Origin of the sequence: Yimella sp. NH-Cas1, assembly GCF_022359705.1 — a bacterium.
Lineage (GTDB): Bacteria > Actinomycetota > Actinomycetes > Actinomycetales > Dermatophilaceae > Yimella > Yimella lutea.
In genome coordinates this window covers 150,528-173,019 of record NZ_JAKSGG010000003.1, presented here as the reverse complement: position 1 = coordinate 173,019, position 22,492 = coordinate 150,528, and the positions used below count along the sequence as shown (strand labels likewise).

22 protein-coding genes, 1 pseudogene and 1 riboswitch are annotated in these 22,492 nt (G+C 67.5%); of the genes and pseudogenes, 10 read left to right on the top strand and 13 right to left on the bottom strand.

The window, feature by feature from the left end; translation table 11 throughout:
* Positions 1–2 precede the first annotated feature (2 nt).
* Positions 3–110, bottom strand: a riboswitch (TPP riboswitch).
* 172 nt (positions 111–282) lie between these two features.
* On the top strand, positions 283–606 hold the full coding sequence (locus MF407_RS01200) for a DUF4235 domain-containing protein (protein WP_239700842.1): 324 nt from the start codon (positions 283–285) through the stop codon (positions 604–606).
* A 381-nt stretch (positions 607–987) separates the two neighbouring features.
* On the opposite strand, the gene MF407_RS01195 is transcribed toward MF407_RS01200, so the two are convergent.
* Positions 988–1,512 carry an Lrp/AsnC family transcriptional regulator gene (locus MF407_RS01195; RefSeq protein ID WP_239700840.1) on the bottom strand — a complete coding sequence of 175 codons (525 nt, stop codon included), beginning with the start codon at positions 1,510–1,512 and terminating at the stop codon, positions 988–990.
* Between the two features lie 65 nt (positions 1,513–1,577).
* Between MF407_RS01195 and MF407_RS01190 the strand changes: the two genes are divergently transcribed.
* The 4 genes from MF407_RS01190 (at position 1,578) to MF407_RS01175 (ending at position 5,387) form a co-directional block, all read left to right on the top strand.
* Complete coding sequence (locus MF407_RS01190; protein ID WP_129625486.1) at positions 1,578–2,702, top strand: thiamine pyrophosphate-dependent dehydrogenase E1 component subunit alpha; 1,125 nt, start codon at positions 1,578–1,580, stop codon at positions 2,700–2,702.
* Positions 2,699–3,730 (top strand): alpha-ketoacid dehydrogenase subunit beta, encoded by a 1,032-nt coding sequence (locus MF407_RS01185; protein ID WP_239700836.1) that lies wholly within the window; start codon positions 2,699–2,701, stop codon positions 3,728–3,730. The genes MF407_RS01190 and MF407_RS01185 overlap by 4 nt, the downstream gene beginning before the upstream one ends.
* Positions 3,723–5,006 (top strand): dihydrolipoamide acetyltransferase family protein, encoded by a 1,284-nt coding sequence (locus MF407_RS01180; RefSeq protein ID WP_239700834.1) that lies wholly within the window; start codon positions 3,723–3,725, stop codon positions 5,004–5,006. Before MF407_RS01185 ends, MF407_RS01180 begins: the two co-directional genes overlap by 8 nt.
* Positions 5,007–5,078: 72 nt before the next feature.
* Positions 5,079–5,387, top strand: coding sequence for a DUF4333 domain-containing protein (locus tag MF407_RS01175; RefSeq protein ID WP_129625483.1), 309 nt, complete (start codon positions 5,079–5,081; stop codon positions 5,385–5,387).
* A gap of 54 nt (positions 5,388–5,441) precedes the next feature.
* Here the strand turns inward: MF407_RS01175 and hutI are convergent, their stop codons facing one another.
* From hutI to MF407_RS01155, 4 genes and pseudogenes are all read right to left on the bottom strand, one after another.
* A complete protein-coding gene (gene hutI, locus MF407_RS01170) occupies positions 5,442–6,638 on the bottom strand; it encodes an imidazolonepropionase (RefSeq protein ID WP_129625482.1) in 1,197 nt (398 codons plus the stop codon).
* Complete coding sequence (locus MF407_RS01165; protein ID WP_129625481.1) at positions 6,635–8,002, bottom strand: formimidoylglutamate deiminase; 1,368 nt, start codon at positions 8,000–8,002, stop codon at positions 6,635–6,637. The genes hutI and MF407_RS01165 overlap by 4 nt, the downstream gene beginning before the upstream one ends.
* Positions 8,003–8,055: 53 nt before the next feature.
* Positions 8,056–8,220: pseudogene (locus MF407_RS01160) on the bottom strand (pyrimidine dimer DNA glycosylase/endonuclease V); the annotation flags it as partial.
* A complete protein-coding gene (locus MF407_RS01155) occupies positions 8,220–9,434 on the bottom strand; it encodes an allantoate amidohydrolase (protein ID WP_345770814.1) in 1,215 nt (404 codons plus the stop codon). The pseudogene MF407_RS01160 and the gene MF407_RS01155, both read right to left, overlap by 1 nt.
* Before the next feature lie 23 nt (positions 9,435–9,457).
* Here MF407_RS01155 and MF407_RS01150 point away from each other — a divergent pair, with 23 nt between their 5' ends.
* Positions 9,458–9,928 carry a YbaK/EbsC family protein gene (locus MF407_RS01150; RefSeq protein WP_129625479.1) on the top strand — a complete coding sequence of 157 codons (471 nt, stop codon included), beginning with the start codon at positions 9,458–9,460 and terminating at the stop codon, positions 9,926–9,928.
* Positions 9,929–10,042: 114 nt separating this feature from the next.
* Here MF407_RS01150 and MF407_RS01145 read toward each other — a convergent pair whose 3' ends face one another.
* Positions 10,043–11,794, bottom strand: a complete 1,752-nt coding sequence (locus MF407_RS01145; protein ID WP_239700832.1) for a urocanate hydratase — start codon at positions 11,792–11,794, stop codon at positions 10,043–10,045.
* Between the two features lie 23 nt (positions 11,795–11,817).
* Complete coding sequence (gene hutH / locus MF407_RS01140; protein WP_129625477.1) at positions 11,818–13,368, bottom strand: histidine ammonia-lyase; 1,551 nt, start codon at positions 13,366–13,368, stop codon at positions 11,818–11,820.
* Positions 13,369–13,448: 80 nt separating this feature from the next.
* Between hutH and MF407_RS01135 the strand changes: the two genes are divergently transcribed.
* Entirely contained in the window at positions 13,449–14,198 is a 750-nt protein-coding gene (locus tag MF407_RS01135; protein WP_129625476.1) for an IclR family transcriptional regulator, read from the top strand.
* A 94-nt stretch (positions 14,199–14,292) separates the two neighbouring features.
* Here the strand turns inward: MF407_RS01135 and MF407_RS01130 are convergent, their stop codons facing one another.
* A complete protein-coding gene (locus MF407_RS01130) occupies positions 14,293–15,270 on the bottom strand; it encodes an NAD(P)H-quinone oxidoreductase (protein ID WP_239700830.1) in 978 nt (325 codons plus the stop codon).
* Between the two features lie 158 nt (positions 15,271–15,428).
* Here MF407_RS01130 and MF407_RS01125 point away from each other — a divergent pair, with 158 nt between their 5' ends.
* Entirely contained in the window at positions 15,429–16,007 is a 579-nt protein-coding gene (locus MF407_RS01125) for a bacterial proteasome activator family protein (protein WP_239700828.1), read from the top strand.
* Between the two features lie 13 nt (positions 16,008–16,020).
* Here MF407_RS01125 and MF407_RS01120 read toward each other — a convergent pair whose 3' ends face one another.
* From MF407_RS01120 to MF407_RS01110, 3 genes are read right to left on the bottom strand one after another with little or no spacing between them, the layout of a single operon-like run.
* The gene (locus MF407_RS01120; RefSeq protein ID WP_239700826.1) at positions 16,021–16,998 is read right to left on the bottom strand and encodes a hypothetical protein; all 978 of its coding nucleotides are present in this window, start codon (positions 16,996–16,998) and stop codon (positions 16,021–16,023) included.
* Between the two features lie 31 nt (positions 16,999–17,029).
* Positions 17,030–17,716: an ABC transporter ATP-binding protein gene (locus tag MF407_RS01115; RefSeq protein ID WP_239700824.1), complete on the bottom strand. Its 687-nt coding sequence runs from the start codon at positions 17,714–17,716 to the stop codon at positions 17,030–17,032.
* A complete protein-coding gene (locus MF407_RS01110) occupies positions 17,713–18,774 on the bottom strand; it encodes an ABC transporter permease (protein WP_239700820.1) in 1,062 nt (353 codons plus the stop codon). Before MF407_RS01110 ends, MF407_RS01115 begins: the two co-directional genes overlap by 4 nt.
* Positions 18,775–18,957: 183 nt before the next feature.
* Here MF407_RS01110 and MF407_RS01105 point away from each other — a divergent pair, with 183 nt between their 5' ends.
* The gene (locus tag MF407_RS01105; RefSeq protein ID WP_239700817.1) at positions 18,958–20,163 is read left to right on the top strand and encodes a sensor histidine kinase; all 1,206 of its coding nucleotides are present in this window, start codon (positions 18,958–18,960) and stop codon (positions 20,161–20,163) included.
* Positions 20,160–20,777 carry a response regulator transcription factor gene (locus MF407_RS01100; protein WP_129625470.1) on the top strand — a complete coding sequence of 206 codons (618 nt, stop codon included), beginning with the start codon at positions 20,160–20,162 and terminating at the stop codon, positions 20,775–20,777. Before MF407_RS01105 ends, MF407_RS01100 begins: the two co-directional genes overlap by 4 nt.
* On the opposite strand, the gene MF407_RS01095 is transcribed toward MF407_RS01100, so the two are convergent.
* Both MF407_RS01095 and MF407_RS01090 read right to left on the bottom strand, forming a co-directional pair.
* Positions 20,766–21,269 carry an NUDIX hydrolase gene (locus MF407_RS01095; protein ID WP_239700816.1) on the bottom strand — a complete coding sequence of 168 codons (504 nt, stop codon included), beginning with the start codon at positions 21,267–21,269 and terminating at the stop codon, positions 20,766–20,768. The genes MF407_RS01100 and MF407_RS01095 overlap by 12 nt on opposite strands.
* Positions 21,266–22,423, bottom strand: coding sequence for an AI-2E family transporter (locus MF407_RS01090; RefSeq protein ID WP_239700812.1), 1,158 nt, complete (start codon positions 22,421–22,423; stop codon positions 21,266–21,268). The genes MF407_RS01095 and MF407_RS01090 overlap by 4 nt, the downstream gene beginning before the upstream one ends.
* Between the last annotated feature and the right edge of the window lie 69 nt (positions 22,424–22,492).

The window sequence follows — 22,492 nt, the reverse complement described above, 5'->3', positions numbered from 1 at the left end:
ATGCAAGGAGGGGCTCGACTTCCTACACCGGTACTAACCGGATCAGGTTCGAGGGTCTGCGGCCCGATCGCCGCACTCTCAGCGCACCGTGCGCTCCCCTGTCGTTTCCGCATCGGACGCTACACCGTCTCGCCGGCGTCTTGTCGGCGGCCGTTCCATGCGGCCGGGATCACAGCCCGAATCATCGGGCGCGCAAACGTGCAAGCCGGGCGAAACATGGCAGGCTCTGACCAGACAAATCGACCCGACCGGCCGGTGACGGCCGCTGACTTGGAGGAACTCATGGGCTCTGTGGTGTGGAAGATCGTCGCGGCTGCGGCCGGTGTGGCGGCAACTCAGATCGCCAACAAGGTCACCAACCAGGGTTGGCACGCAGTCACCGGACAGCCGGCGCCGGTCGGCAAGCACGACCCGAACTACTCCGCCAAGGAGACCGCGCTGTTCGTCCTGCTCGCCGCCGCCGTCGCGCAGGGTGTGCGTGCGCTGGGTGAGCGCAAGGCCGCCGAATTCTGGACCAAGACCGCCGGTCACCCGCCGCAGGTCGTCGTCAAGGAGCACCAGAAGGCGCTGGAGAAGGCAACGAAGAAGGCCGCCAAGAAGGCCTGACCAACAGCCTCACGTCCGGCCAACCGGGTCGCTTCTGGCCGCCCGGGCCGCGACGCTGCTGTCGGCGCGGCCCGTCGTGATCTGGAATCTGTATGTCCGGACGTGGTCCGCGTCAGCTCCACAGATCCCGCGCCGCACGCGGGTGGTGGTCGGACAGTTGGTTCCACCACGAGTACCGCGATGCCGCGGCGGCCACGTGTGCTTCGCTGCCGTCCACCCGGTCAGCGGCTCGTAGGTCGGCAGCGCCAGAGCGACCGCGTTCCCGGCTGCGACATAGGGCCAGTAGTCCGACAAGCCTTGTCGTCCATAGGGCGCACGCAGCTTGACATGTGCCTCCCGCCGCGGAATCCCCCGCTCGCAGCGGGAGGCACAGCCATGTGCTCACGCCTCCCACGGAGTCCCGACCCCACGGGACTCGTCGAACACCAGCCAGGTGCGGGTGCCCAGGACGCCCGGGATGGCCTGGATGCGTTCGAGGACGAGCGTGCGCAGCGAGGCATTGTCGGGCGCGTGCACCTGGACGAGGACGTCGAAGTCCGAACCCATGAGCGAGATGGTGTCCAGATAGGGCAACGTCGCGAGTTCCTCGCTGACCCGGCGCCAGGTGTTCTGCTCGATGTTGATCGCCACGTACGCCGTGGTGGTCAGGCCGGCCGCCGCCGGATCGATGGCGATCGTGAAGCCGGTGATCACTCCTCGTTCACGCAATCGCTCGATGCGCGCGTAGGCCCCGGCCCGACTCAGATGCAGCTTCTCGGCAAGCGCTCGCACGGACAGCCGGGAATCCTCGCGCAACGCCGCCAGGATGCGTGAATCAACCACGTCCAGGGCCGCTGCCGATCGTCCAGCCGTCGGTGCGGAGCGTGCATCACTACTGGACGAATTGACCTTGTCTTCGGCATTCATGAGCCGATCATCCACTCCTTTGTGCCGAACTTGAGCCAGTCGGCCCGGATAGCGACGATAGTGTGATGCAGACCACAGTCCATGATCCGGCGATCGAGGACCTCCTGCCCTCGGCCCGACCGGTGCAGCTGATCGACCCGACCGGCGCCGAGGTCACCCAGACCGGCACCCGTCGTCCTTATGTCATGCCGGACGCCGACCGGCTCCAGGACGTCTGGCGGCACATGGTGATCGGACGCCGCTTCGATCTGCAGGCGACCGCTCTGACCAAACAGGGTCGGCTGGCGGTCTATCCGTCCTCGCGTGGCCAGGAGGCCTGCCAGGTCGCTGCGATCCGTGCGCTCACCGAGCGCGACTGGATGTTCCCGACCTATCGCGAGTCGATGGCTCTGGTGACCCGCGGCATCGACCCGGTCGAGGTGCTGACCCTGCTGCGCGGCAGCGCGCACTGCGGGTACGAGCCGATGAAGCACCGCACGGCCGCCCAGTGCACTCCGCTGGCGACGCAACTGGTGCACGCGGCCGGCACGGCCTACGGTCTCAAACGTCGCGGTGAGGACTCCGTCGCGCTCGGCTTCATCGGCGACGGTGCGACCAGCGAGGGCGATTTCCACGAGGCGCTGAACTTCGCGGCGGTCTTCGATGCGCCCGCGATCTTCTTCGTGCAGAACAACAAGTACGCGATCAGCGTCCCGCTCGCCAAGCAGACGAAGGCACCGTCGTTGGCGTACAAGGGAATCGGCTACGGCGTGACCAGCGAGCAGGTCGACGGCAACGACCCGGCCGCGGTGCTCGCCGTCATGGACGCGGCGCTCGAGCACTGCCGCACCGGCAAGGGTCCGTTCCTCATCGAGGCGCACACCTACCGCATGGACGCACACACCAACGCCGACGACGCGACCCGCTACCGCTCCGGCGACGAGGTCTGCGCCTGGCTCGACCGTGACCCGATCGCGCGTCTCGAGGCGTACTTGCGTTCACGCGGACTGCTCAACGACGACCAGGCCAACGCGGTCCGCCAGGAGGCCGAAGCGTTGGCGTCCGACCTGCGAGACCGCATGAACGCCGACCCCGTTGTCGACCCGATGTCCTTGTTCGACAACGTTTTCCAGTCCACGACGCCTCAGGTTGAGGACGCCCGCGCCATGGTCGTCCGCGAACTGCAGGCCGCCGACGAGGTGACCCGATGACCACCATCGACGCTCCTGCCCGCACCAGCTCGCTGACCTTCGCGAAGGCGATCAACCAGGCGCTGCGCGATGCGATGACCGAGAACGACGACGTCCTGGTCTTCGGTGAGGACGTCGGCACCCTCGGCGGCGTCTTCCGCATCACCGACGGGTTGACCCGCGACTTCGGCGAGGACCGCTGCTTCGACACGCCGTTGGCTGAGTCCGGCATCGTCGGGTTCGCGATCGGCCTGTGTTACACCGGTTTCCGGCCCGTGGTCGAGATGCAGTTCGACGCGTTCGCCTACCCGGCGTTCGAACAGATCGCTTCTCACGTCGCGAAGATGCACAACCGCACCGCCGGCAATGTCACGCTGCCGATGGTCATCCGGGTGCCCTACGCCGGCGGCATCGGTGGGGTCGAGCACCACTGCGACTCCTCCGAGGGCTACTACGCGCACACGCCCGGCCTGAAGGTCTACACCCCGGCCACGCCGCAGGACGCATACTGGATGCTGCGCCAGGCGATCGCCGATCCCGACCCGGTGATCTTCATGGAGCCGAAGGTCCTCTACTGGAGCAAGGCGGACGTCGACACCCAGACTCCCTCGGCACCTGTCGGTCAGGCCGCCGTGCGCCGGCCGGGCAAGGAGGTCACCCTGGTGGCCTACGGTCCCTCGCTGCCGGTGTCGCTGAAAGCGGCCGAAGCAGCCGCCGAAGAGGGTTACGACGTCGAGGTCGTCGATCTGCGCAGCATCGTCCCGTTGGACGACAAGACGGTCATGGAGTCGGTGCGGCGTACCGGGCGCTGCGTGGTGGTGAGCGAAGCGCAGGGATTTGCCGGCGTCGCAGGCGAATTGGCCTCGCGGATCGCCGAACGCTGCTTCCACTCCCTGGCCGCCCCGGTGCTGCGGGTCAGCGGGTTGCCGCTTCCGTATCCGGCGCCGATGCTGGAGCACACCTACCTGCCCGGTGTCGACCGCATCCTCGATGCGATCGACCGATTGCAGTGGGACGACGAGCCGTTCGTCGGTGACAACCGTGGCTGAGCGCGTCTTCAATCTGCCCGACCTCGGCGAAGGGCTCACCGAGGCCGAGATCGTGGAGTGGCTGGTCGAGGACCAAGCAGAGGTGTCGATCGACCAGAACGTCGTGGTGGTCGAGACCGCCAAAGCCACGGTCGAGGTACCCATCCCTTACGCCGGGCGGGTCGCCACTCGCCACGGGAGCACCGGCGATGTGGTCAGGGTCGGCGCCCCGCTGATCACGGTCTCCGACAACGCCCCTGCCACGCAGGCCGTGCAGGGCGAGGACGGCGACGATGGTTCCGGCGCCGTCCTGATCGGGTACGGCACGGGCCACGCCGACCAGACCCGCCGTCGGCGCGCCCCTCGCGGCGCGCTGAACGGCGCCACAGACCGCTCCTGCGTGGACGCCACAGCCTCCCTGCCGTCGGCGTTCACGCAACAGCGTGCCCCGCAGGTCATCTCGCCGCTGGTGCGCAAGCTCGCCGCCGACGGTGGCCTCGACCTGCGCACCCTGCGACCGGCTTCGGGAACTGTGTTGCGACGCAGCGATATCGAGTCGGCGCTCTCGGCCAGGACGAACAAGCAGTCCGCCGAGCCCGAGAAGTCCGTGGTTGCCGCGGACGGCGACGAACGCATCCCGCTGGCCGGCGTCCGCAAGGCCATCGCCGAGAAGCTGTTGGCCTCCCGTCGGGAGATCCCGGACGCCACCACCTGGGTCGACGTCGATGCCACCGAACTGCTGGCCGTGCGCGCACAGTTGAAGTCGTCCGGCATCAGCCTGCTCGCGCTGCTGGCACGGTTCTGCGTCGCCGGACTCCAGCAGTTCCCCGAACTCAATGCGTCCGTCGACGGCGACACGATCGTGCGGCACAAGCAGATCAATCTCGGGTTCGCGGCTCAGTCGCCCCGGGGTCTGGTCGTTCCCGTCGTGCGCGGTGCTCAGGAGATGACCACCCGCCGGTTGGCCGAGGCGCTGGGCGACCTGACTGCTCGCGCCCGCACCGGCGACCTGTCGCCCGGCGAACTCACCGGCGGCACCTTCACGCTGAACAATTACGGCGTGTTGGGAGTCGACGGGTCCACACCGATCCTCAACCACCCCGAGGCAGCGATGCTGGGTGTCGGACGCATCATCGATCGGCCATGGGCGGTCGACGGACAACTCGCCGTCCGCAAGGTCACCCAACTCGGTTTCACCTTCGATCACCGCGTGTGCGACGGCGGTTCAGCCGGCGGATTCCTGCGGTTCATCGCCGATGCGGTCGAGCAGCCGGTGCGACTACTGGCCGACTGCTGAGCCGCCTCGGTGCGCGCATTCCTGCGTAGGATTGACGAGGACAAACCTCAATCTCTCGGAGGAAGAATCATCATGACCAACCGCCTCGGCCGCGCAGCAGCGGCGTCCCTCACCGGTGTCCTGCTCCTCGGCGGGCTCACCGCGTGCAGCAGCGAACCGGCTGTGAAGGAGAAGGACGTCGAGAAGCAGATCGAGCAGCGCATCAAGTCGACCAACCCCGACAAGGAAGTCAAGGACGTCGACTGCGACGACGACCTCAAGGCGAAGGTCGGTGAAGAGGTCAAGTGTGAGGCCGAGGTCGCCGGCTCCAAGCAGAAGTTCAAGGCCGTCGTGAAGTCGGTCAACGGCAAGACCGTCAACTACTCGGTCGAGAAGGACTGATCCTTCGCTCGATGAGGAAGGGCCGCACCGATTCGGTGCGGCCCTTCCTCATTCCTACTCCAGGTGCAGCTCATCCAGCTCTTCTCCCGCGGGAAGGCCGACCGCCGCAGCGATCGGCACCCCCGGCCGGTACGCCAGGTGCAGGTGACTCGGCGCATCGAGAACTGCGAGGTCGGCTCGCGCTCCCGGAGTGAGCACGCCGATATCGTTGCGGCGCAACGACGTCGCCGCCCCGGCAGTCGCCGCCCATACCGCCTCGGCAGGAGTCATCCGTAGCTCGCGCACCGCCAGCGCGATGACGAACGGGATCGAACTGGAGTAACACGTACCCGGATTGCAGTCGCTCGCGAGTGCGACCGTGGCGCCGGCATCGATGAGGTCACGCGCCCGCGGGTACGGCATCCGGGTGGAGAACTCCACGCCCGGCAACAGCGTGGCCACGGTGTCGCTCGCCGCGAGCGCATCGACGTCACCGTCGGTCAGGAAGGTGCAGTGGTCGACGCTCGCCGCACCCAGTTCCACCGCGAGTTGCACGCCGGGACCGTGACCCAACTGGTTGCCGTGTACCCGCACACCGAGTGCCCTCGCCTTTCCGGCGTCCAACACCGTGCGTGATTCCGCCTCGGTGAAGGCGTACTGGCTGTGTGGTTCACAGAAGACGTCGATCCACTTCGCGTGCGGAGCGCACGCCTCGAGCATCGGTCCGGTCACGAGTTCGACGTACGCCGCGCGGTCTTTCCTCGCCTCCGGCGGCACGACGTGAGCACCCAGGAACGTTGTCTCCGAGGTGAATTCGCGGGCGATACGCAGCGACCGGGCCTCAGTGTCCACATCGAGTCCGTAACCCGACTTGATCTCCCAGCTGGTCGTCCCCTGGCCGCGCATCTCCTGGACGCGGCGACGGACGAGCGAGCGCAGTTCGTCGTCCGACGCGCCCCGGGTGGCGGCCATCGACACCGCGATGCCACCTCCGTCGTACGGCTCACCGGTCATCCGTGCCGAGAACTCAGCGCTGCGGTCCCCGGCGAAGACGAGGTGAGTGTGGCTGTCGACAAAACCCGGCAGCACTGCTCGTCCGCCGACGTCGCGGTGCAGGTCCGCCGCGGGCGCCTCGGACTGCAGACCGATCCATTCGATCGCCTTGTCCGACACCACGATCGCCGCGTCCTCGACGATACCGAGCAACCCGTTGTCCTGCTCTGCGTCATTGGTGACGAGTTCGCTGATGCCGGTGATGAGCGTGCTGGTCATGCGTCCTCCCAGAAGGGTGCGATGGAGTCGGCGAGCATTCGTCCCACGTCGCCGAGGCGGTGGTGCCCGTCGGTCACGATCGGCTCACCGTCACGGACGACGGTGTGCACGTCGGCCGACGTCGCGGCGAACAGAATCTGCGCCGGGTCGATGCCGGCCGTGCGTGGTGAGTCGAACGAGACGGTGACGAAGTCGGCGTGCATTCCGGGAGCGAGCTGTCCGGCGTCCTCCCAGCCCAGGCTGTCGTGCCGGGTGGCCATACCGAGGAGGTCCTGCGCTGCGAAGTGACCTCGTGCATTGGTGCGCAGACGCTCATGCATCTCGACCGCTCGAATCTCCTCGAACATGTCGATCACCGCGTGCTGGTCGCTGCCCAGCGAGATGCCGACTCCGCTGTCGCGCAACGCTTTCGTCGGACCGATGCCGTCGGCGAGGTCACGCTCGGTCGTCGGACAGAAGCTCGCGAAGGCGTGCTCGTCTGCGAGCAGGCGGATGTCCTCGTCGTTGAGGTGGGTGGCATGGACTGCGGTCAGATTGCGATCGATCAGGCCGGCTTCCGAGAGGAGCTGGGTCGGGGTCCGTCCGTAGTGAGCGAGGCAGGCTTCGTTCTCCGCCGGCTGCTCGCTCAAGTGGATGTGCAACGGATCGACGGACCATGTGCCCTCGCAGACGTGTGAAGCGAGGTTCGCGGCGGCTGTCAGTTGGTCGAAAGGCACCGCCCGCACTGAATGCATCGCGGTGCCGACGGCGAAGCCGCGCGAATGCCAGGCGTCGAGACGGCTCACCCGTTCACCCCAGGCCATCACGTCCGCATCGCCGAACCGACGTTGCTGGGCTGACAACGGGGTGTGCCCGTCGACGGTCAACCCGCCACGCAGATAGCAGGTGTCGAGCAGGGTCAACCGGATACCGGCGTCCCGTGCCGCTTGCTGCAGGGCCATGCCCATGACATTCGGGTCGTCGTACGGGGTGCCGTCCGGGTTGTGATGCACGTAGTGGAACTCACCGACCGTCGTGATGCCCGCGAGCGCCATCTCTGCGTACGTCGCCCTGGCCAGCGATAGATAGTTGTCGGGATCCAGTTGCCCCGCAACGTGATACATGCGGTCACGCCAGGTCCAGAACGTGCCCCCGCCGTCGTGGGTGCGACCCCGCAAGGCGCGGTGGAAGGCGTGGCTGTGGGTGTTCGCGAAACCCGGCATGGTGACCCCGGCCAGCACCTCGGCATCCCCGGCCGGCGCGTCCTGCTGGACGGCGACGAAGCGTCGGGCATCGTCGCCGTCTTCTGCGTCCTCGATCGTCAACAGCACCGACCGCGCGAGTCCGTCGGGCAGCAGTGCGTACTCGCACCAGAACTGCTTCATTTCACGATCTCCCACGGTTCGATCCCGCCGTCGACCAACTCGAGCATCGGGTGCGCAGCGAGGGGTTCTGGCGTGGCTCGCCACCGTTGGACTTGCGGGTGCTGGGTGTAGCCCTTGGTGCGCCCGGCAAGCACGGATTGAGCCGGCAGGGTCTCTCGCCAACACGACGCCAGAGCCGCGCGGTCGAGTTGAGCGGGGTGGACCGACCAAATGCGCATCAGACGCTCGCCAGGTCTTCCAGCGCCTTCACCAGTGCGTCGACGCCTCGGTGACAGTCGTCCGCCTCGGCGAACTCCTCGGGTGTGTGCGAACTGCCGGTCGGGTTGCGCACGAACAACATCGCGGTCGGCACACCGGCATTGGCCAGGATGCCTGCGTCGTGGCCGGCGCCCGTGCCGAGCATCGGCGTGTGTGCACCGAGCGTGCGCTGCAGTCGGGCACACAGCGAGGCGTCGAACGGTGTGGTCGGGGTCCAGGACTCCTGGCTGAGCGCACCCGGGAAACGTCGCTCGAGTGCGGCGATCGTGTCGAGCACGAGGCGCTCGTCGCTGCTACGGGCGTCCAACCACGCGGTGACATGCGAAGGAATCGCGTTCACACCACCGGGTTGTACATCAAGTTTGCCCACCGTTGCGACACAACGGGATTCACCGTCGCGGCGGGCAGCTTCCTCGCGGGCGGCCCGGACGAAGGCAGCCGCTTCGAGCATCGCGTCGGCTCGGTCGCCCAGCGCGGTGGTGCCGGCGTGGTCGGCCCGTCCGGCGAAATCGGCGCGCCACCGCCCGTGCGGCCAAATGTCCGTACCGACGGCGACCGCGGACGTGGCCGGGTCGAGGTCGGCCAGGGCGCGGCCCTGCTCCACGTGCAGTTCGACGAACGCAGCGATCCGGCGCAAGGTCTCCTCGTCCCGTCCGATGCCCGTGGATCGACCGGCGCGCTGCATGGCTTCGGCCATCGTCACACCGTCGGCATCCTTCAGCGCGAGCGCACGGTCAGCGGTCATTGCACCGGTGATCACCCGTGAACCGGCGCAGGCAACACCGAAGCGTGCACCTTCCTCGTCGCCGAAGTTCACGATCCCGATCGGACGATCGGGCCGGAACCCGTTGTCCTGCATACGTTTCACGGCGGCGAGAGACGACACGACGCCGAGCGGCCCGTCGTACGCACCACCGTCCGGCACCGAGTCGAGGTGCGAGCCGGTGACGACCCCGGCGGTTGCGTCCGGGTCTCCCCACCAGGCCCACTGGTTGCCCATCCGGTCCTCGACAAGGTCGAGACCGAGTGCGCCGCACTCACCGGCGAACCATTCGCGCAGCGTGAGGTCCTCGTCGGTCAGCGCGAACCGTCGGTAACCGGCCGTCCGACCGTCGCGTCCGATCGGTTGCAGTTCGGCCCACATCGCGTCGAAATGGGAGTGCACAGAAGTCACCTGTCCAACCTAGGCTCGGTCACATGGCTGACGAAACGACTCCGGCGATCGAGGCCGCCCGTGCGGCAGGTATCGAACACACCGTGACCCGGCACGGGAAGGTGTCGAGTCTGGAGGAGGCCGCGGCAGCGCGTGGGATCGAACCGCGCGACCTGATCAAAACCCTCGTCGTGCGGGTCACCGACGACGAGTACGTGTTCGTGCTCGTGCCGGGTGACCGTCAGTTCTCCTGGCCGAAGGTGCGTGAGCTGCTCGGCACCAAACGACTGTCGATGCCCGACGCGGCGACGGCCAAGCAGGTGACCGGGTACGAACGCGGCACCATCACCCCGTTCGGTTCGGCGCGCGACCTGCCGGTCTACGCCGACGAACACCTGCGCGGCCGCACGATCAGTCTCGGTGGTGGCGGTCACGGCGTCGGTCTCTCTGTCAGCGGTGACGACGTGATCGCCCACTTCGGTGCCACCGTCGCCGACCTGTCCGAGCAGGACTGATCCGAAAGTCCGCATAACTCGTGGGTCGACCCGTCTGATCTGCGGACACTCCCCACGAAAGTCCGCAGAACGCGTGGGTCAACGCGCTCGATCTGCGGACTTTCTGGGGTCATCTCAGCGTCCTGCCTTGGGTGCCTTGGACTCCGCGGCCTTGCGGGTGGCGGCCAGTTGGGCCGCATCGGCGTCGTCGGCGTCCCGCACGACCGGCTCCATCGGCACTCGCACCCCACGCTCGTCGGCGATGTCGACCGCACGCTGGTAACCCGCGTCGACGTGCCGGAACACACCGAGCGCCGGGTCGTTGGTGAGCAACGCGTTCAGCTTTGCGGCTGCGAGGTCCGTGCCGTCCGCGACACCCACCTGCCCGGCGTGGATCGAGCGTCCGATGCCGACCCCGCCGCCGTGGTGCAGCGAGACCCAGGTGGCGCCGGAGCTCGCTGCGGTCAGGGCGTTCAGCAGCGGCCAGTCCGCGATCGCGTCCGAGCCGTCGAGCATGCCCTCGGTCTCCCGGTACGGGGACGCGACCGAGCCCGAGTCGAGATGGTCGCGACCGATGACGATCGGCGCGGAGATCTTGCCCTCCTTGACCAGTTGGTTGAACAGCAGGCCCGCCTTGTGGCGGTCGCCGTAGCCGAGCCAGCAGATGCGGGCCGGCAGTCCCTCGAACTCGACGAATTCGCCTGCGGCGTCGAGCCATCGGTGCAGGTGCTCGTTGCTGGGGAAAAGTTCCTTCAGAGCTGCATCGGTGACCTCGATGTCCTTGGGGTCACCCGACAGTGCGACCCATCGGAACGGACCGAGCCCTTCACAGAACAGCGGACGGATGTAGGCGGGGACGAAACCGGGGAACGCGAACGCCCGGTCGTATCCGGCAGCACGTGCCTCGTCCCGGATCGAGTTGCCGTAGTCGAAGACCTCGGCACCGGCGTCCTGGAACCCCACCATCGCCTGCACCTGGCGGGCCATCGACTCACGAGCCTTCTTGGTGAAGCCGTCCGGGTCGCCCTCGGCCTCGCGCTGCCATTCGTCGACCGAGTACTCCAACGGGAGGTAGGACAGCGGGTCGTGCGCGGAGGTCTGGTCGGTGACGACGTCGATGTGGATGTCGCCGTTCTGGTGACGCTTGAGCAATTCGGGGAAGACGTCTGCGGCGTTGCCGACGATGCCGATCGAGACCGCGCGCTTGTCCTGCTTCGCCTTGTTGGCCCGCGCGATGGCGTCGTCGAGGTCGTCCGCGATCTCGGTGAGATAGCGCTTGGCGACGCGACGCTCCATGCGGGTGCGGTCGACATCGGCGATCAGGCAGACACCGCCGTTGAGCGTCACGGCGAGCGGCTGCGCGCCACCCATGCCGCCACATCCACCGGTGAGTGTGATGGTGCCGGCCAGTGTCCCGTCGAACCGCTTGCGTGCGACGGCGGCGAAGGTCTCGTAGGTGCCCTGCAGGATGCCCTGCGTCGCGATGTAGATCCACGAGCCCGCAGTCATCTGGCCGTACATCATCAGGCCCTCGGCTTCCAGCCGGCGCAACTCCGGCCAGGTGGCCCAGTCGGGCACGAGGTGGGAGTTGGCGATCAGGACGCGCGGTGCCCACTCGTTGGTGGTGACGACACCGACCGGCTTACCCGACTGCACCAGCAGAGTTTCATTGGGCTGCAACGACTTCAGTGTCTCGAAGATGGCGTCGAACGCCTCCCAGCTCCGGGCCGCGCGGCCCGTGCCGCCGTAGACGACGAGGTCGTCCGGACGCTCGGCCACCTCGGGGTCGAGGTTGTTCATCAGCATCCGCAGGGGCGCTTCGGTCTGCCAACAGGTGGCGGTGATCTCGGTACCGCGGGGAGCGCGGACAGGGCGTGCACCTTGCATCGTAAATCTCCTTCGGCGGTGGGTCAGTTGAGCGGGCCGGTGACGGACTCGGCGGCCTGTACGGCCATACCGCCCGTCACGAGTGCGCTGACCCGTTCGATCTCGGGCGAGAGGTACCGGTCCGGGCCGGGCTTGGGCAGGTCGAGCTGTTCGATGAGCGCAGCGGTGATCGGGCTGGGCTCGAGCGGAGCGCGCAACTGCACGCCACGGGCAGCGGTGATCAGCTCGATGCCGAGCACCCGAGCCAGCCCGTCGACGGCCCGGCGCAGCTTGCGTCCGCCGGCCCATCCCATCGACACATGGTCCTCCTGCATCGCGCTGCTCGGGATGGAGTCGACGCTGGCCGGGGAAGCGAGTCGCTTGAGTTCGGAGACGATGCCGGCCGCCGTGTACTGCGCGATCATCAGTCCGGAGTCGACGCCTGGGTCGTCGGCCAGGAAGGGCGGCAGACCGTGGTTGCGGGCGACGTCGAGGAAGCGGTCGGTGCGCCGTTCGCTCATGCTCGCTACGTCGGCGATGACGATCGCGAGGAAGTCCAGCACGTAGGCGACGGGAGCGCCGTGGAAGTTACCGTTCGACTCCACGCGTCCGTCGAGGGTGACGACGGGGTTGTCGACGGCCGAGGCAAGTTCCCGGTCGGCGACAGTGATCGCGTGAGCCAGGGTGTCGCGCGCGGCGCCGTGCACCTGCGGCGAGCAGCGCAAAGAGTAGGCGTCCTGGACCCTGGTGCACGCTTCGGGGTCGCGGTGTGACTCACGAATACCACTGCCGGCCAGTGCTTTCCGCAGGTTCTCGGCGGATGCTGATTGACCCGGATGCGGACGCAGCACGTGCAGTTCCGGCGCGAACACGTCGTCGGTGCCCAGCAGTCCCTCGACACTCATCGCCGCCGACAGGTCGGCAGTGGTGAGCAGCATCCGTAGGTCGTCGATCGCCAGGCACAGCATGCCGAGCATCCCGTCGGTGCCGTTGATGAGCGCCAGGCCCTCCTTCTCCTGCAGCACGACCGGTTCGATACCCACCGCGCGGAGCGCTTCACCGGCCTCCATCAGGGTGCCATGGGCGTCCAGCACCTCACCCTCACCCATCAAGGCGAGCGCACAATGCGCCAGCGGCGCCAGATCGCCGGAGCAGCCGAGCGAGCCGTACTCGCGCACGCACGGCACGATGCCGGCGTTGAACATCGCGACGTAGGTATCGAGCGTCTGTGGACGGATACCGGTGCGACCGGTCGCGAGGGTGGAGATACGCAGCAGCATCAGTGCGCGCACCACCTCGCGCTCCACGAGCGGACCGGAACCGGCGGCGTGTGAGGCGACGAGCGAGTGCTGGAGCTGCTGTCGCTTGCTCACCGGAATGTGTTGCGTTGCAAGAGCGCCGAATCCGGTGGAGATGCCGTAGTGCGGCACCGTGTCATTAGCGAGACCGTCGATGATCGCCCGCGACTTCTCGACCTCGGCCCGCGACTGCTGCGACAGCGCGATCGGGCATCCGTGCCGGGCAACCGCGACGACGTCGTCGATGCTCAGCGGACCGATCCCGACTTCGACAGCTTCTGCGTGCTCGTTGCTCATGTCTGTCATTCCACTCCCGTCGCGGCCGGAGCGACACCGCCGAGGTATCATCACTGTCTCAGATATGAGACAGTCGAACAGTGCCCGATGCCGGCGAAGCGCTCGCCCTCCTTCAACTGCTCGCCCGTCGAGGCACGCCCCAGCCCGGCGCCGCCCTGGCGCGCGAACTCGGCATCCCGCGTTCGTCGACCTACCGACTGCTCGGCGTGCTGCGCGATGCAGGTTTCGTGACCCACTCCCCCGACGATCGACGCTGGGGACTCGGCGTCGCTGCTTACGAACTCGGCTCGGCCTACACCCGCCAGGAACCGCTGCAACGGGTCGCCCTCCCGACCATCCGGCGGTTGGTCGACGAGGTGCAGCAGAACGCCCACCTCGCGGTGCTTCACGGACGCGATGTGCTCTACGTGATCGAGGAGCGAGCGCCCGGGCGTCCCATGCTGGTGACGGACGTCGGCGTCCGGCTGCCCGCCCCGCTCACCGCGTCCGGGCTCGCCTTGCTCGCGGCGCAGCCCACCGCTCAGGTCCGCGCGCTGTTTCCGTCACGAGCCGAGTTCGTTCAACGCCAAGGCGTGGGACCGACCTCACTCACGGCCCTCCGATCGGAACTCGCGCAGGTGCGCCGTCGCGGCTACGCGATCGAGGACGGCTCTGTCACACCAGGAATCGCGTCGATCGCGGCGTGCGTGTTCGACCACACCGGGCAGCCGGCAGCCGGTCTGGCGTGCACCTTCGGTGCCGACCTACCTGAGTCGGACCGCGACGACCTCGTGGCGCAGGTGCAGGCGAGCGCCGCGTCGCTCAGCCACCGCCTCGGCCACCGAGCCTGACCCACCCCGAATCCGCGTGAGTTTCTGCCCTTCGCCGCGCCTGGCGAAGGGCAGAAACTCACGCCGATTTTGATAGCGCCTGCGTGATTGGCTCTCAGACGGTGAGCAAGACCTTGCCGATATGCGTCGAGTCGTTGAGCAGACGATGCGCATCGGCCACCTGGTCGAGCGGCATCGTCCGGTCGATGACCGGCTTCATCTGTCCGGATTCGATCAGCGGCCACAGATGCTTGCGGACCTCGGCGACGATCCGCTCCTTGTCGGCCTTGTCGCGTCCACGCAACGACGTGGCGATGACGGAGCCCCGCTTGGCCAGCAGCGCCCCGATGTTCAGCTCCGCCTTCGCACCACCCTGCATGCCGATGATCACCAGGCGCCCATCGGGCGCGAGCGCAGAAACGTTGCGTGCCAAATACTTTGCACCGATCACGTCGAGGATCACATCGGCTCCGCGCCCGTCGGCCGCATCCTTGATCTGCTCGACGAAGTCCTGCTGCTTGTAATCGATCAGGATCTCGGCGCCGAGTTCGCGGCACCGTTCGAGCTTCTCGGCAGACCCTGCGGTGACAGCGACCCTCGCCCCGAGCGCGCGGGCCACCTGGATCGACATGGTGCCGATGCCGCTGCTGCCGCCGTGCTGGAGGAACACCTCACCCTCCTGTAGGTGCGCGGTCATGACGATGTTCGACCACACCGTGCACGCGACCTCGGGCAGACCGGCAGCGTCGATCAGTGAGACACCGCTGGGAACGGGAAGCAACTGCCCCGCCGGGACAGCGACCTTCTCGGCGTACCCACCGCCGGCGAGCACCGCACAGACCTCGGCGCCCGCGCTCCAGCCGTCCACGTCGTCGCCGACCGCGCTGATCGTGCCGCTGACCTCGAGGCCGGGAATGTCCGACTCACCCTTCGGCGGCGGATAGTGGCCCTGACGTTGCAGCAGGTCGGCCCGGTTCACCCCGGCCGCCGCGACATCGATCACGACCTCGCCGGACCCCGGCTGCGGGTCGGGCACCTCGGCAAGGGTCAGCACGGACTCGTCGCCGAACTCGGGAAGGGTCACAGCACGCATGTGTCGACCCTACGACCGGGGACGGACGTGTCCATGGGATCGAAACCACCTTCTTGACGTCCGCGGCACTTCTGGACATGCAGATCACGGCCGGCGTCACCGACGGCACCGGTTGCGGTCCGGATCGCCGGACACGAACCGGATGTCAGGATGGGGCCATGACGCCCGAGGACGAGAACACCCAGCAGGACGCGGCGACCGCAGCCGACGAACACGGCCGGTTCGTGGTGATCACCCAGGACGGCATGGGTGTCGCCGATCCGAACGAGAACTCCGAGGACTCGGACGAGGAGTCGAGCGACCGTAAGGTCGAGAACGCCACCGAGCTGGTCGAGCAGCCGGCCAAGGTGATGCGGATCGGCTCGATGATCAAGCAGTTGCTCGAAGAGGTGCGCACGGCGGGCCTGGACGATCAGGGGCGCAAGCGGCTGGCCGACATCCACCAGCGTTCGATCGCCGAACTGAAGGACGGTCTCGCGCCGGAGTTGGCCGAGGAACTCGACCGCATCGTGCTGCCGTTCGGTGAGCAAGCGCCCAGCGACGCGGAGTTGCGGATCGCGCAGGCGCAGTTGGTCGGCTGGCTGGAAGGTCTCTTCCACGGCATCCAGACCGCGATCGTCGCTCAGCAGATGGCGTCACAAGCCCAGTTGCAGGCGATGCGACGCGGGTTGCCGCAGCGGGCCGAGCAGCCGTCCGGACATGGCGGGGACGACCACCCGACGGGTCAGTACCTCTGACGCGCTCGCACGTTCACTCGTACATCACGTAATCGGGCCTCGGGGAGAGCGCCAGCACCTCGTCCGGTTTCATCAGCGGCCCACCACCCGCGGTGTCCTCCTGATAGAAGATCTTGAAGCCGCCCTTGATGTTCGAGGGCGTGCCCCTCATGACCGCGTCGTACGCCTTCACCTTGTCCGCCGGTACGCCGATGCCGTCGACGGACTTGATGACCAGCACGCCGGGGTGTTGCTTGAGTCCCGACTCCTCGGTGAAGATCGAACGGCGCAGCACGTGGACGATCAGCGCTTTCTCCGGCAGGTCGTTCTCCTTCACCAGTCCGGACAGGTAGGCCGCGACCTCGTCCACCTTCGCGCCCGTCGTCGTGCCGAACACTTTGCCCGGGATCTGTCCGGGCTTGATCGCCCACTCCGGGTCGAGGGCGAGACCGATGTGCGGTTTGAGCAGCCACTCCTCGTACGCCTTCGCCTCGTCCAGGAAGGACGCGAGACCGGGCTGGATGTCGAGCAGCAGGATGGCCCCGTTGTCCTCTGCCGCCTTGCTCCATTCCCCGATCACCTTCGGGTCGAGGCGCTCGCGGAACATGCCGTCCCGGCCGGCGTACGGGTGGACGACGGTGGTGATCAGTTCCATGACCGGCAGCGGCTTCACCGTGCCGTCGTCGTACTGCTTGACGACCTTCATCATCTTGTCGATCTGCGCCTGCAGATCATTGGTTGCGCCGAGCTCTCCGAGCGCCGGGGCACCGGGCATTCCGCAGTAGCCGACGAGCCGGTGCTGCGGCAGGATCGTGCGCGCCCCACCCGGCAGCGTCTTGCCGGCAGGCGGCGTGGACGAGGGCGCAGGCGTGGTCGACGACCCACCGGAGGGTGTCCCGGAGGTCCCCGACGTCTTGACCGGGTCGTTCGTGGACTTAGTGCTACATGCGCTCAGTCCGACCGCCAGGGCTCCGGCCAGGACTGCACGACGACTTGTCTGGTTCTGGGTCACGCCCGCCACCCTAGGCGACCGCCCTGCGCACTCAGGCGAACACCGGTTCCTGCATCCGCCCGTCGGCCAACCGCACCACCTCGTCCTGCTCACCCAGCGTTGCGAGGTCGTGCGTGACCACGATCGTCCCGGTGCTCTGGTCCTTGGTGATCCCCCGCAGCAGGTCGATGACCTCGACGCCCCTCTCGTGGTCGAGCGCAGAGGTCGGCTCGTCCACCAGCAACAGTTGCGGGTCGTTCATCAGCGCCCGCGCGATCCCCACCCGCTGGCGCTGGCCGCCCGACATCGCCGCCGGACGACGGTTCGCCACGGCCTCCAACCCCACCGACTCGAGCAGGTGCATGGCGCGCTCCCGCATCTGCGCCGAGCGGTCACCGGACAGACGGGCCACCATCTCCAACTGCTCCATCGCGGTGAGTGATCCGATCAAGTGGGGCTGCTGGAAGACGAAGCCGATCCGTTCTCGACGCAGATCGGTACTTCGCGACCGGGAGGATCCGGTGACGTCCTGGCCGGCCAGCATCACCCGCCCTGACGTCGGCCGCAAGAGCAGTCCGGCCACCGCGAGCAGGGTCGATTTTCCTGATCCGCTCGGGCCGGTCACCGCGACGAACGCACCGCGATCGATCGTCATCGACACGTCGTCGAGCGCCTTGACGACACCGTCGCCGTCCGGAAATTCGACCGAGACCCGTTCGAGTTCGAGTGCGTGAGTCATCGGGCGCCTCCGAGTGCGGTCATCGGGTCGACGGTCACGACACGGCGCAGGGCTGCCACCGCACCGATCGAACCGACCACTACGAGAAGGACGAGTGGTTGGACGACTGTGCGTGCCTCGATGACGATCGGCACGCGTCCGCCGACGGCGAGGCCGGCCGCGACGGACGCGGCAGCACCGAGCACGCCGCCGATGAGCAGGGTGAGCAACGCCTGCCCGAGCGCGTCCCGGACGAGGTAGGAGGTGCGTGCGCCGATGGCCTTGAGGACGGCGAGATCGGGTTCGCGTTGCACCGTCCAGACGGTGAAGAACGCACCGATCACGAGTGCGCTGATCGCGATGAGCAGACCCCGGATCATCGTCAGCGACCCGTTCTCCGCGGAGTACGAACCGATCGCGCCGAGCGCGTCGTCCTTCGTCTTCGCCAGCAAGCCGGTCGAGGACTCGAAACCGGTTGCCTCGAAGGAGGATCCGACGTTCATGAGAATCACCGAACCGATCCCGTCGCTGGGATCCTGTCGTCCCACCGAAGGGGTCACCCAGAGCACGGGCAGGTGGCTGAACGACGCATCGTCGACCGTGGCCGCGACGCGCAACTTGCTGCCGGCAACGGTGATCTTGTCCCCGGCACCGATCCCCCGATCGTCGGCCAGTTCACGGCTGATCATCGTCGATCCGTCGGCAAGTCCCTTCGGCGCGGCTGGGGCCGACGGGTCGATCCCGAACAACGCGACCTGGACGACGACACCGTCCACCGTGGCGCGCGAGTTGCCGATACGCAGCGGATCGGCCGACCTCACTCCTGGTTGGCGCCGGGCCGCGGCCACCTGTGCGTCAGTCACCCGGCCGGCGTTCATCGACAGTTCCTGTCCGGCGGCGGGCTTCTCGAACACGATGCGATCGGTCGACAAGGACGTCACTGCCGAGATCGACTGCCGCGCAAGCCCTTCGGTCAACCCACTGAGCATCACCACAAGTGCGGTGATGAGGCCGACCGCGGCGACCATCAGGGCGAATCTGCCCCGAGCCCACCACAGGTCACGGACTGCCAAGAACACGTTGCACAACTCCTTATGGACACACTGATGTCGATGTCGTCCAGTTCACCCCGCACCAGGCAGGTCGCACATCGCGCAACTGATGGAATCGGCTGATCGACCGTCGATGGACGACGGGATCAACCGTTCGATGGATGCCGCGAGGCAGCGCCGACGGGCGCTGTCGAAGTACGGTCGATGGTGATGCCTGCCGCCACCGCTCCGATCGCACCGAGCCCTGTGCTGCGTACTCTCCAACTCGCCGTGCACGGGCTCTTCGCACTGCTGTTGACCGTCGGGACGGTCCGCGGCGCGCAGGAGAGCAGCCACCCGATCCCCCTCGTGCTCGGGTGTCTCGCGCTGGGTGCCTGGTACGCGATCGGACTCGTCGCCGAGAAACGCAGGCCCTCGTCCGGTGTCGTCTGGTTCGCAGCGCTGTTCGTCGGGTGGATTGCCCTGGTCGCGGTGAGTGTCGAGTTGTCCTGGGTCGCGTTCGCGCTGTTCTTCATCGCGCTGCACCTGCTCCGGGTGCCAGTGGCCCTGGCCGTCATCGGGCTCGCAACGCTCGTCGTGGTCACGGCTCAGTTGGCCCGGGGCGACGGCCCCGTGGTGCCGCGCATCCTCGGCCCCTGCATCGGCGCGCTGGTGGCGATAGGCATCGCATCCATCTACCGGCAGCTGCGGACCGAGAGCGAGCAACGAAGGCAACTGAACGCCGAATTGCTCGCGGCACAAGGTGATCTGATCGCTACCCACGACGCGCTCGCCGGTGCTCAGCGTGAGGCCGGAGTGCTGCAGGAACGAGCCCGCCTGGCCCGCGAGGTGCACGACACCCTCGCGCAGAGCTTCTCCAGCATCGTGCTGCTGTCGCGTGCCGGGCTCACCGGCACTGCCGACGAATCCCAGCTGCGTGACGTGCTGACCCGCATCGAGCAGGCGGCCGCCGACGGCCTCACCGACGCGCGATCGGTGGTGCACGCCCTCACCCCGACCGAGCTCGAACGCGCCCCGCTCTCTGCTGCGCTACAACGGCTGATCGACCGCCAGTCCGGCCCGACCAGACTCGAACTCGTCGTCGACGATCAGGTGGGCTCGCTCCCCACCACCGTCGAGGTCGCACTGTTACGCATCGCGCAGGGCGCCCTCGCGAACGTCCGTCAGCACGCCGATGCCTGCCGCGCGGTCGTCACCCTGGGCGGGGACGCCCACGTCGTCCGACTCGATGTCCGCGACGACGGACGCGGTTTCGACCCGTCCGCACCCATCGTCCCGAGTCAGAGCGGCGGCTACGGGTTGAACGCCATGCGAGCCCGTACCGAAGAGACCGGTGGACGCTTCGCGGTCGAGTCCGCACCCGGTGAGGGCACCACCGTCCAGGTCGAGATCCCGTTGAACGGAGCGCGCTCATGACGCGAGTGCTCATCACCGACGACCACCCGGTGGTACGCGCCGGTCTCCGGATGCTGTTGGAGGCAGCCGGAATCGAGGTTGTCACCGAAGCCGCGAGTGGCACGGAGGCGATCGAACTCACCCGGATGCACCAACCGGAACTGGTACTGATGGATCTCCAACTCGGGCCAGGCATGGACGGCGTCGCGGCCACCGCCGCATTACGGGAACTGCCCGATCCCCCGCACGTGTTGATCGTGACGACCTATGACACGGACGCCGACATCCTGCGTGCCGTCGAGGCGGGGGCCGTCGGCTACCTGCTGAAGGACGCGCCGCCCGACGAACTGATCCGCGCAGTCCGCAAGGCCGCGCACGGCGAGACCGCCCTCGCACCCGTGGTGGCAGACCGGTTGCTGGCGAGTCTGCGGAACCCGGTGCAGCGGCTCAGCGCTCGCGAACTCGAGGTGCTCACACTCGTGGCCGACGGCGCATCCAACCGGGAGGTCGCGAGGAAGATATTCGTCAGCGAGGCGACGGTGAAATCACACCTGGTGCACATCTTCGACAAGCTCGGCGTGGATTCCCGCACCGCCGCCGTCGGGCGCGCCCGCGACCTCGGGCTACTGCGCTGACAACCGGCCGGGCTGCGGCACGGTGGACGCAGCGCGAACGGCCTTGAGGATCCGCGCGGTCGCGTAGTCGGCCTCGGGCCAGCCGACCAGATCGAGCCAGGCGTGGTCGTACGCCTCGCTGGCCACCGTGACCTCGGGTTCGCGGTCACAGACGACGCGGAAGATGACATCGGCGTGCCGCACCCGCGGGTCGAACACGACGGTGACCAGGTCGCCCGGGTCGATGTCGATCCCGGTTTCCTCCGCCACTTCCCGCCGCACTGCGTCCCGGGGTTGTTCGCCGCGGTCGACCAGACCACCCGGCAGGGAGTAGCCCGTGCGATGCGCCTGCCGCAGCGCCAGGAGCTTGCCGTCGAACTCGATCAGCGCGATCGCGCCCAGGGAATAGGTGGGCTTGAAGGTACGAACGAGCCGCTGGCCGACCGCCGGGGAGAGCTTGCGGTAGAGCCGGAAACCGGTGCGCTGCAACGCACCTGGTTCGTCGTCGCTCATGTTTTCGCCACCTCGGCCGAGTCGGCGGTGCTGCCGTTCGGCCGGGAAGTGTGGTGGTGACGTACCGCCTTGATCGCGTTGTTGAGCACCGCGATCAACGGGACGGCCACGAACGCTCCGAAGATGCCGGCGAGCAGCGTTCCACCGGTGACGCCGACGAGGATCGCAAGCGGGTGGATGTCGACCGCCTTGCCCAGGATGATCGGGTTCAGCAGGTTGCCGAACAACTGGACGATCAGCACCAGCGCGACGGCGACGACGATCGCCGTGGTGAGGCCCTGGCTGACGAACGCGATCAGGCACACCACCACACCTGCGACCAGCACCCCGATAAGCGGCACCAGCGATCCGAGGAAGAGCAGCACGGCCAGCGGAACGACCAACGGCATGTCGGCGATCATCATCACCGGCACCATCGCGAGCGCATTGATCGCGGCCAGCAGTACCAGGCTGCGCATGTACGCGGTCAGCGTGCGCCAGGCAGCCTGTCCGGCCTCCTGCGCGTGGTCGTGGATGTGATCGGGAAACATCGAGACGAACCATGCCCACATGCGTCCGCGATCGAACAGCATGAACAAGGTCGCGAACAGGCAGAACACCCCACCGGACAGCACGCCGATCGCGCCGGTCGCACGATCGAGCGCCTCGGACGATCCGCCGAACTGCTGCTGCAGAGTGTCACCCAGTTGAACCGAGAAGCGGTCGGCCTGCTTCGGAGTCATCTCCAACGGACCGTGCACCAACCAGTCCCGCACCGAGGCCAGACCACCGTTGAGTTGGTCCAGCAGGCTGTCCTTGGAGTAGGCGATCTGGCTGATCACGAACCACAGCAGCCAACTGATGATCGCAATACCGCCGAGGAAGACGATCAACACCGCCAGGGTGCGTGGCACCTTCCATCGGGTCAGCAGCGCGACCATCGGCTGGAGCAGCGCAGTGATCATGATCGCCACGGCGATGGTGATCGTGACCAGGCTGATCTCGTTGAGCAGCCAGAACAGCGTGATGACACCGCTGACGATCAGGATCAGACACAGCGACCACCATGCGGCGACCTGCACCCCGAAACTGACGTCGTCCAGCGGACGCTTGGGACGCTCGTCCCGAGCACCCGTCGGTACTTCGGCCGACGCCATGGCGGGGGTGGTCTTCACCGGCTGAACCGCATCGGGCTCCGCGGCGGAAGCCCGTCCGGAACGAAGGAAGTCACGCACAGTGACAGC

What these genes read in the sequence shown, in the direction of transcription:
- MF407_RS01130 (WP_239700830.1), bottom strand. Translation starts at nt 15,270, where the DNA reads ATGCGTGCTGTGACCCTTCCCGAGTTCGGCGACGAGTCCGTGCTGACC.
- MF407_RS01185 (WP_239700836.1), top strand. Translation starts at nt 2,699, where the DNA reads ATGACCACCATCGACGCTCCTGCCCGCACCAGCTCGCTGACCTTCGCG.
- MF407_RS01175 (WP_129625483.1), top strand. Translation starts at nt 5,079, where the DNA reads ATGACCAACCGCCTCGGCCGCGCAGCAGCGGCGTCCCTCACCGGTGTC.
- MF407_RS01095 (WP_239700816.1), bottom strand. Translation starts at nt 21,269, where the DNA reads ATGAGCGACGACGAACCAGGTGCGTTGCAGCGCACCGGTTTCCGGCTC.
- MF407_RS01150 (WP_129625479.1), top strand. Translation starts at nt 9,458, where the DNA reads ATGGCTGACGAAACGACTCCGGCGATCGAGGCCGCCCGTGCGGCAGGT.
- MF407_RS01100 (WP_129625470.1), top strand. Translation starts at nt 20,160, where the DNA reads ATGACGCGAGTGCTCATCACCGACGACCACCCGGTGGTACGCGCCGGT.
- MF407_RS01190 (WP_129625486.1), top strand. Translation starts at nt 1,578, where the DNA reads ATGCAGACCACAGTCCATGATCCGGCGATCGAGGACCTCCTGCCCTCG.
- MF407_RS01145 (WP_239700832.1), bottom strand. Translation starts at nt 11,794, where the DNA reads ATGCAAGGTGCACGCCCTGTCCGCGCTCCCCGCGGTACCGAGATCACC.
- MF407_RS01125 (WP_239700828.1), top strand. Translation starts at nt 15,429, where the DNA reads ATGACGCCCGAGGACGAGAACACCCAGCAGGACGCGGCGACCGCAGCC.
- hutH (WP_129625477.1), bottom strand. Translation starts at nt 13,368, where the DNA reads ATGAGCAACGAGCACGCAGAAGCTGTCGAAGTCGGGATCGGTCCGCTG.
- MF407_RS01200 (WP_239700842.1), top strand. Translation starts at nt 283, where the DNA reads ATGGGCTCTGTGGTGTGGAAGATCGTCGCGGCTGCGGCCGGTGTGGCG.
- MF407_RS01105 (WP_239700817.1), top strand. Translation starts at nt 18,958, where the DNA reads ATGCCTGCCGCCACCGCTCCGATCGCACCGAGCCCTGTGCTGCGTACT.
- MF407_RS01115 (WP_239700824.1), bottom strand. Translation starts at nt 17,716, where the DNA reads ATGACTCACGCACTCGAACTCGAACGGGTCTCGGTCGAATTTCCGGAC.
- MF407_RS01195 (WP_239700840.1), bottom strand. Translation starts at nt 1,512, where the DNA reads ATGAATGCCGAAGACAAGGTCAATTCGTCCAGTAGTGATGCACGCTCC.
- hutI (WP_129625482.1), bottom strand. Translation starts at nt 6,638, where the DNA reads ATGACCAGCACGCTCATCACCGGCATCAGCGAACTCGTCACCAATGAC.
- MF407_RS01165 (WP_129625481.1), bottom strand. Translation starts at nt 8,002, where the DNA reads ATGAAGCAGTTCTGGTGCGAGTACGCACTGCTGCCCGACGGACTCGCG.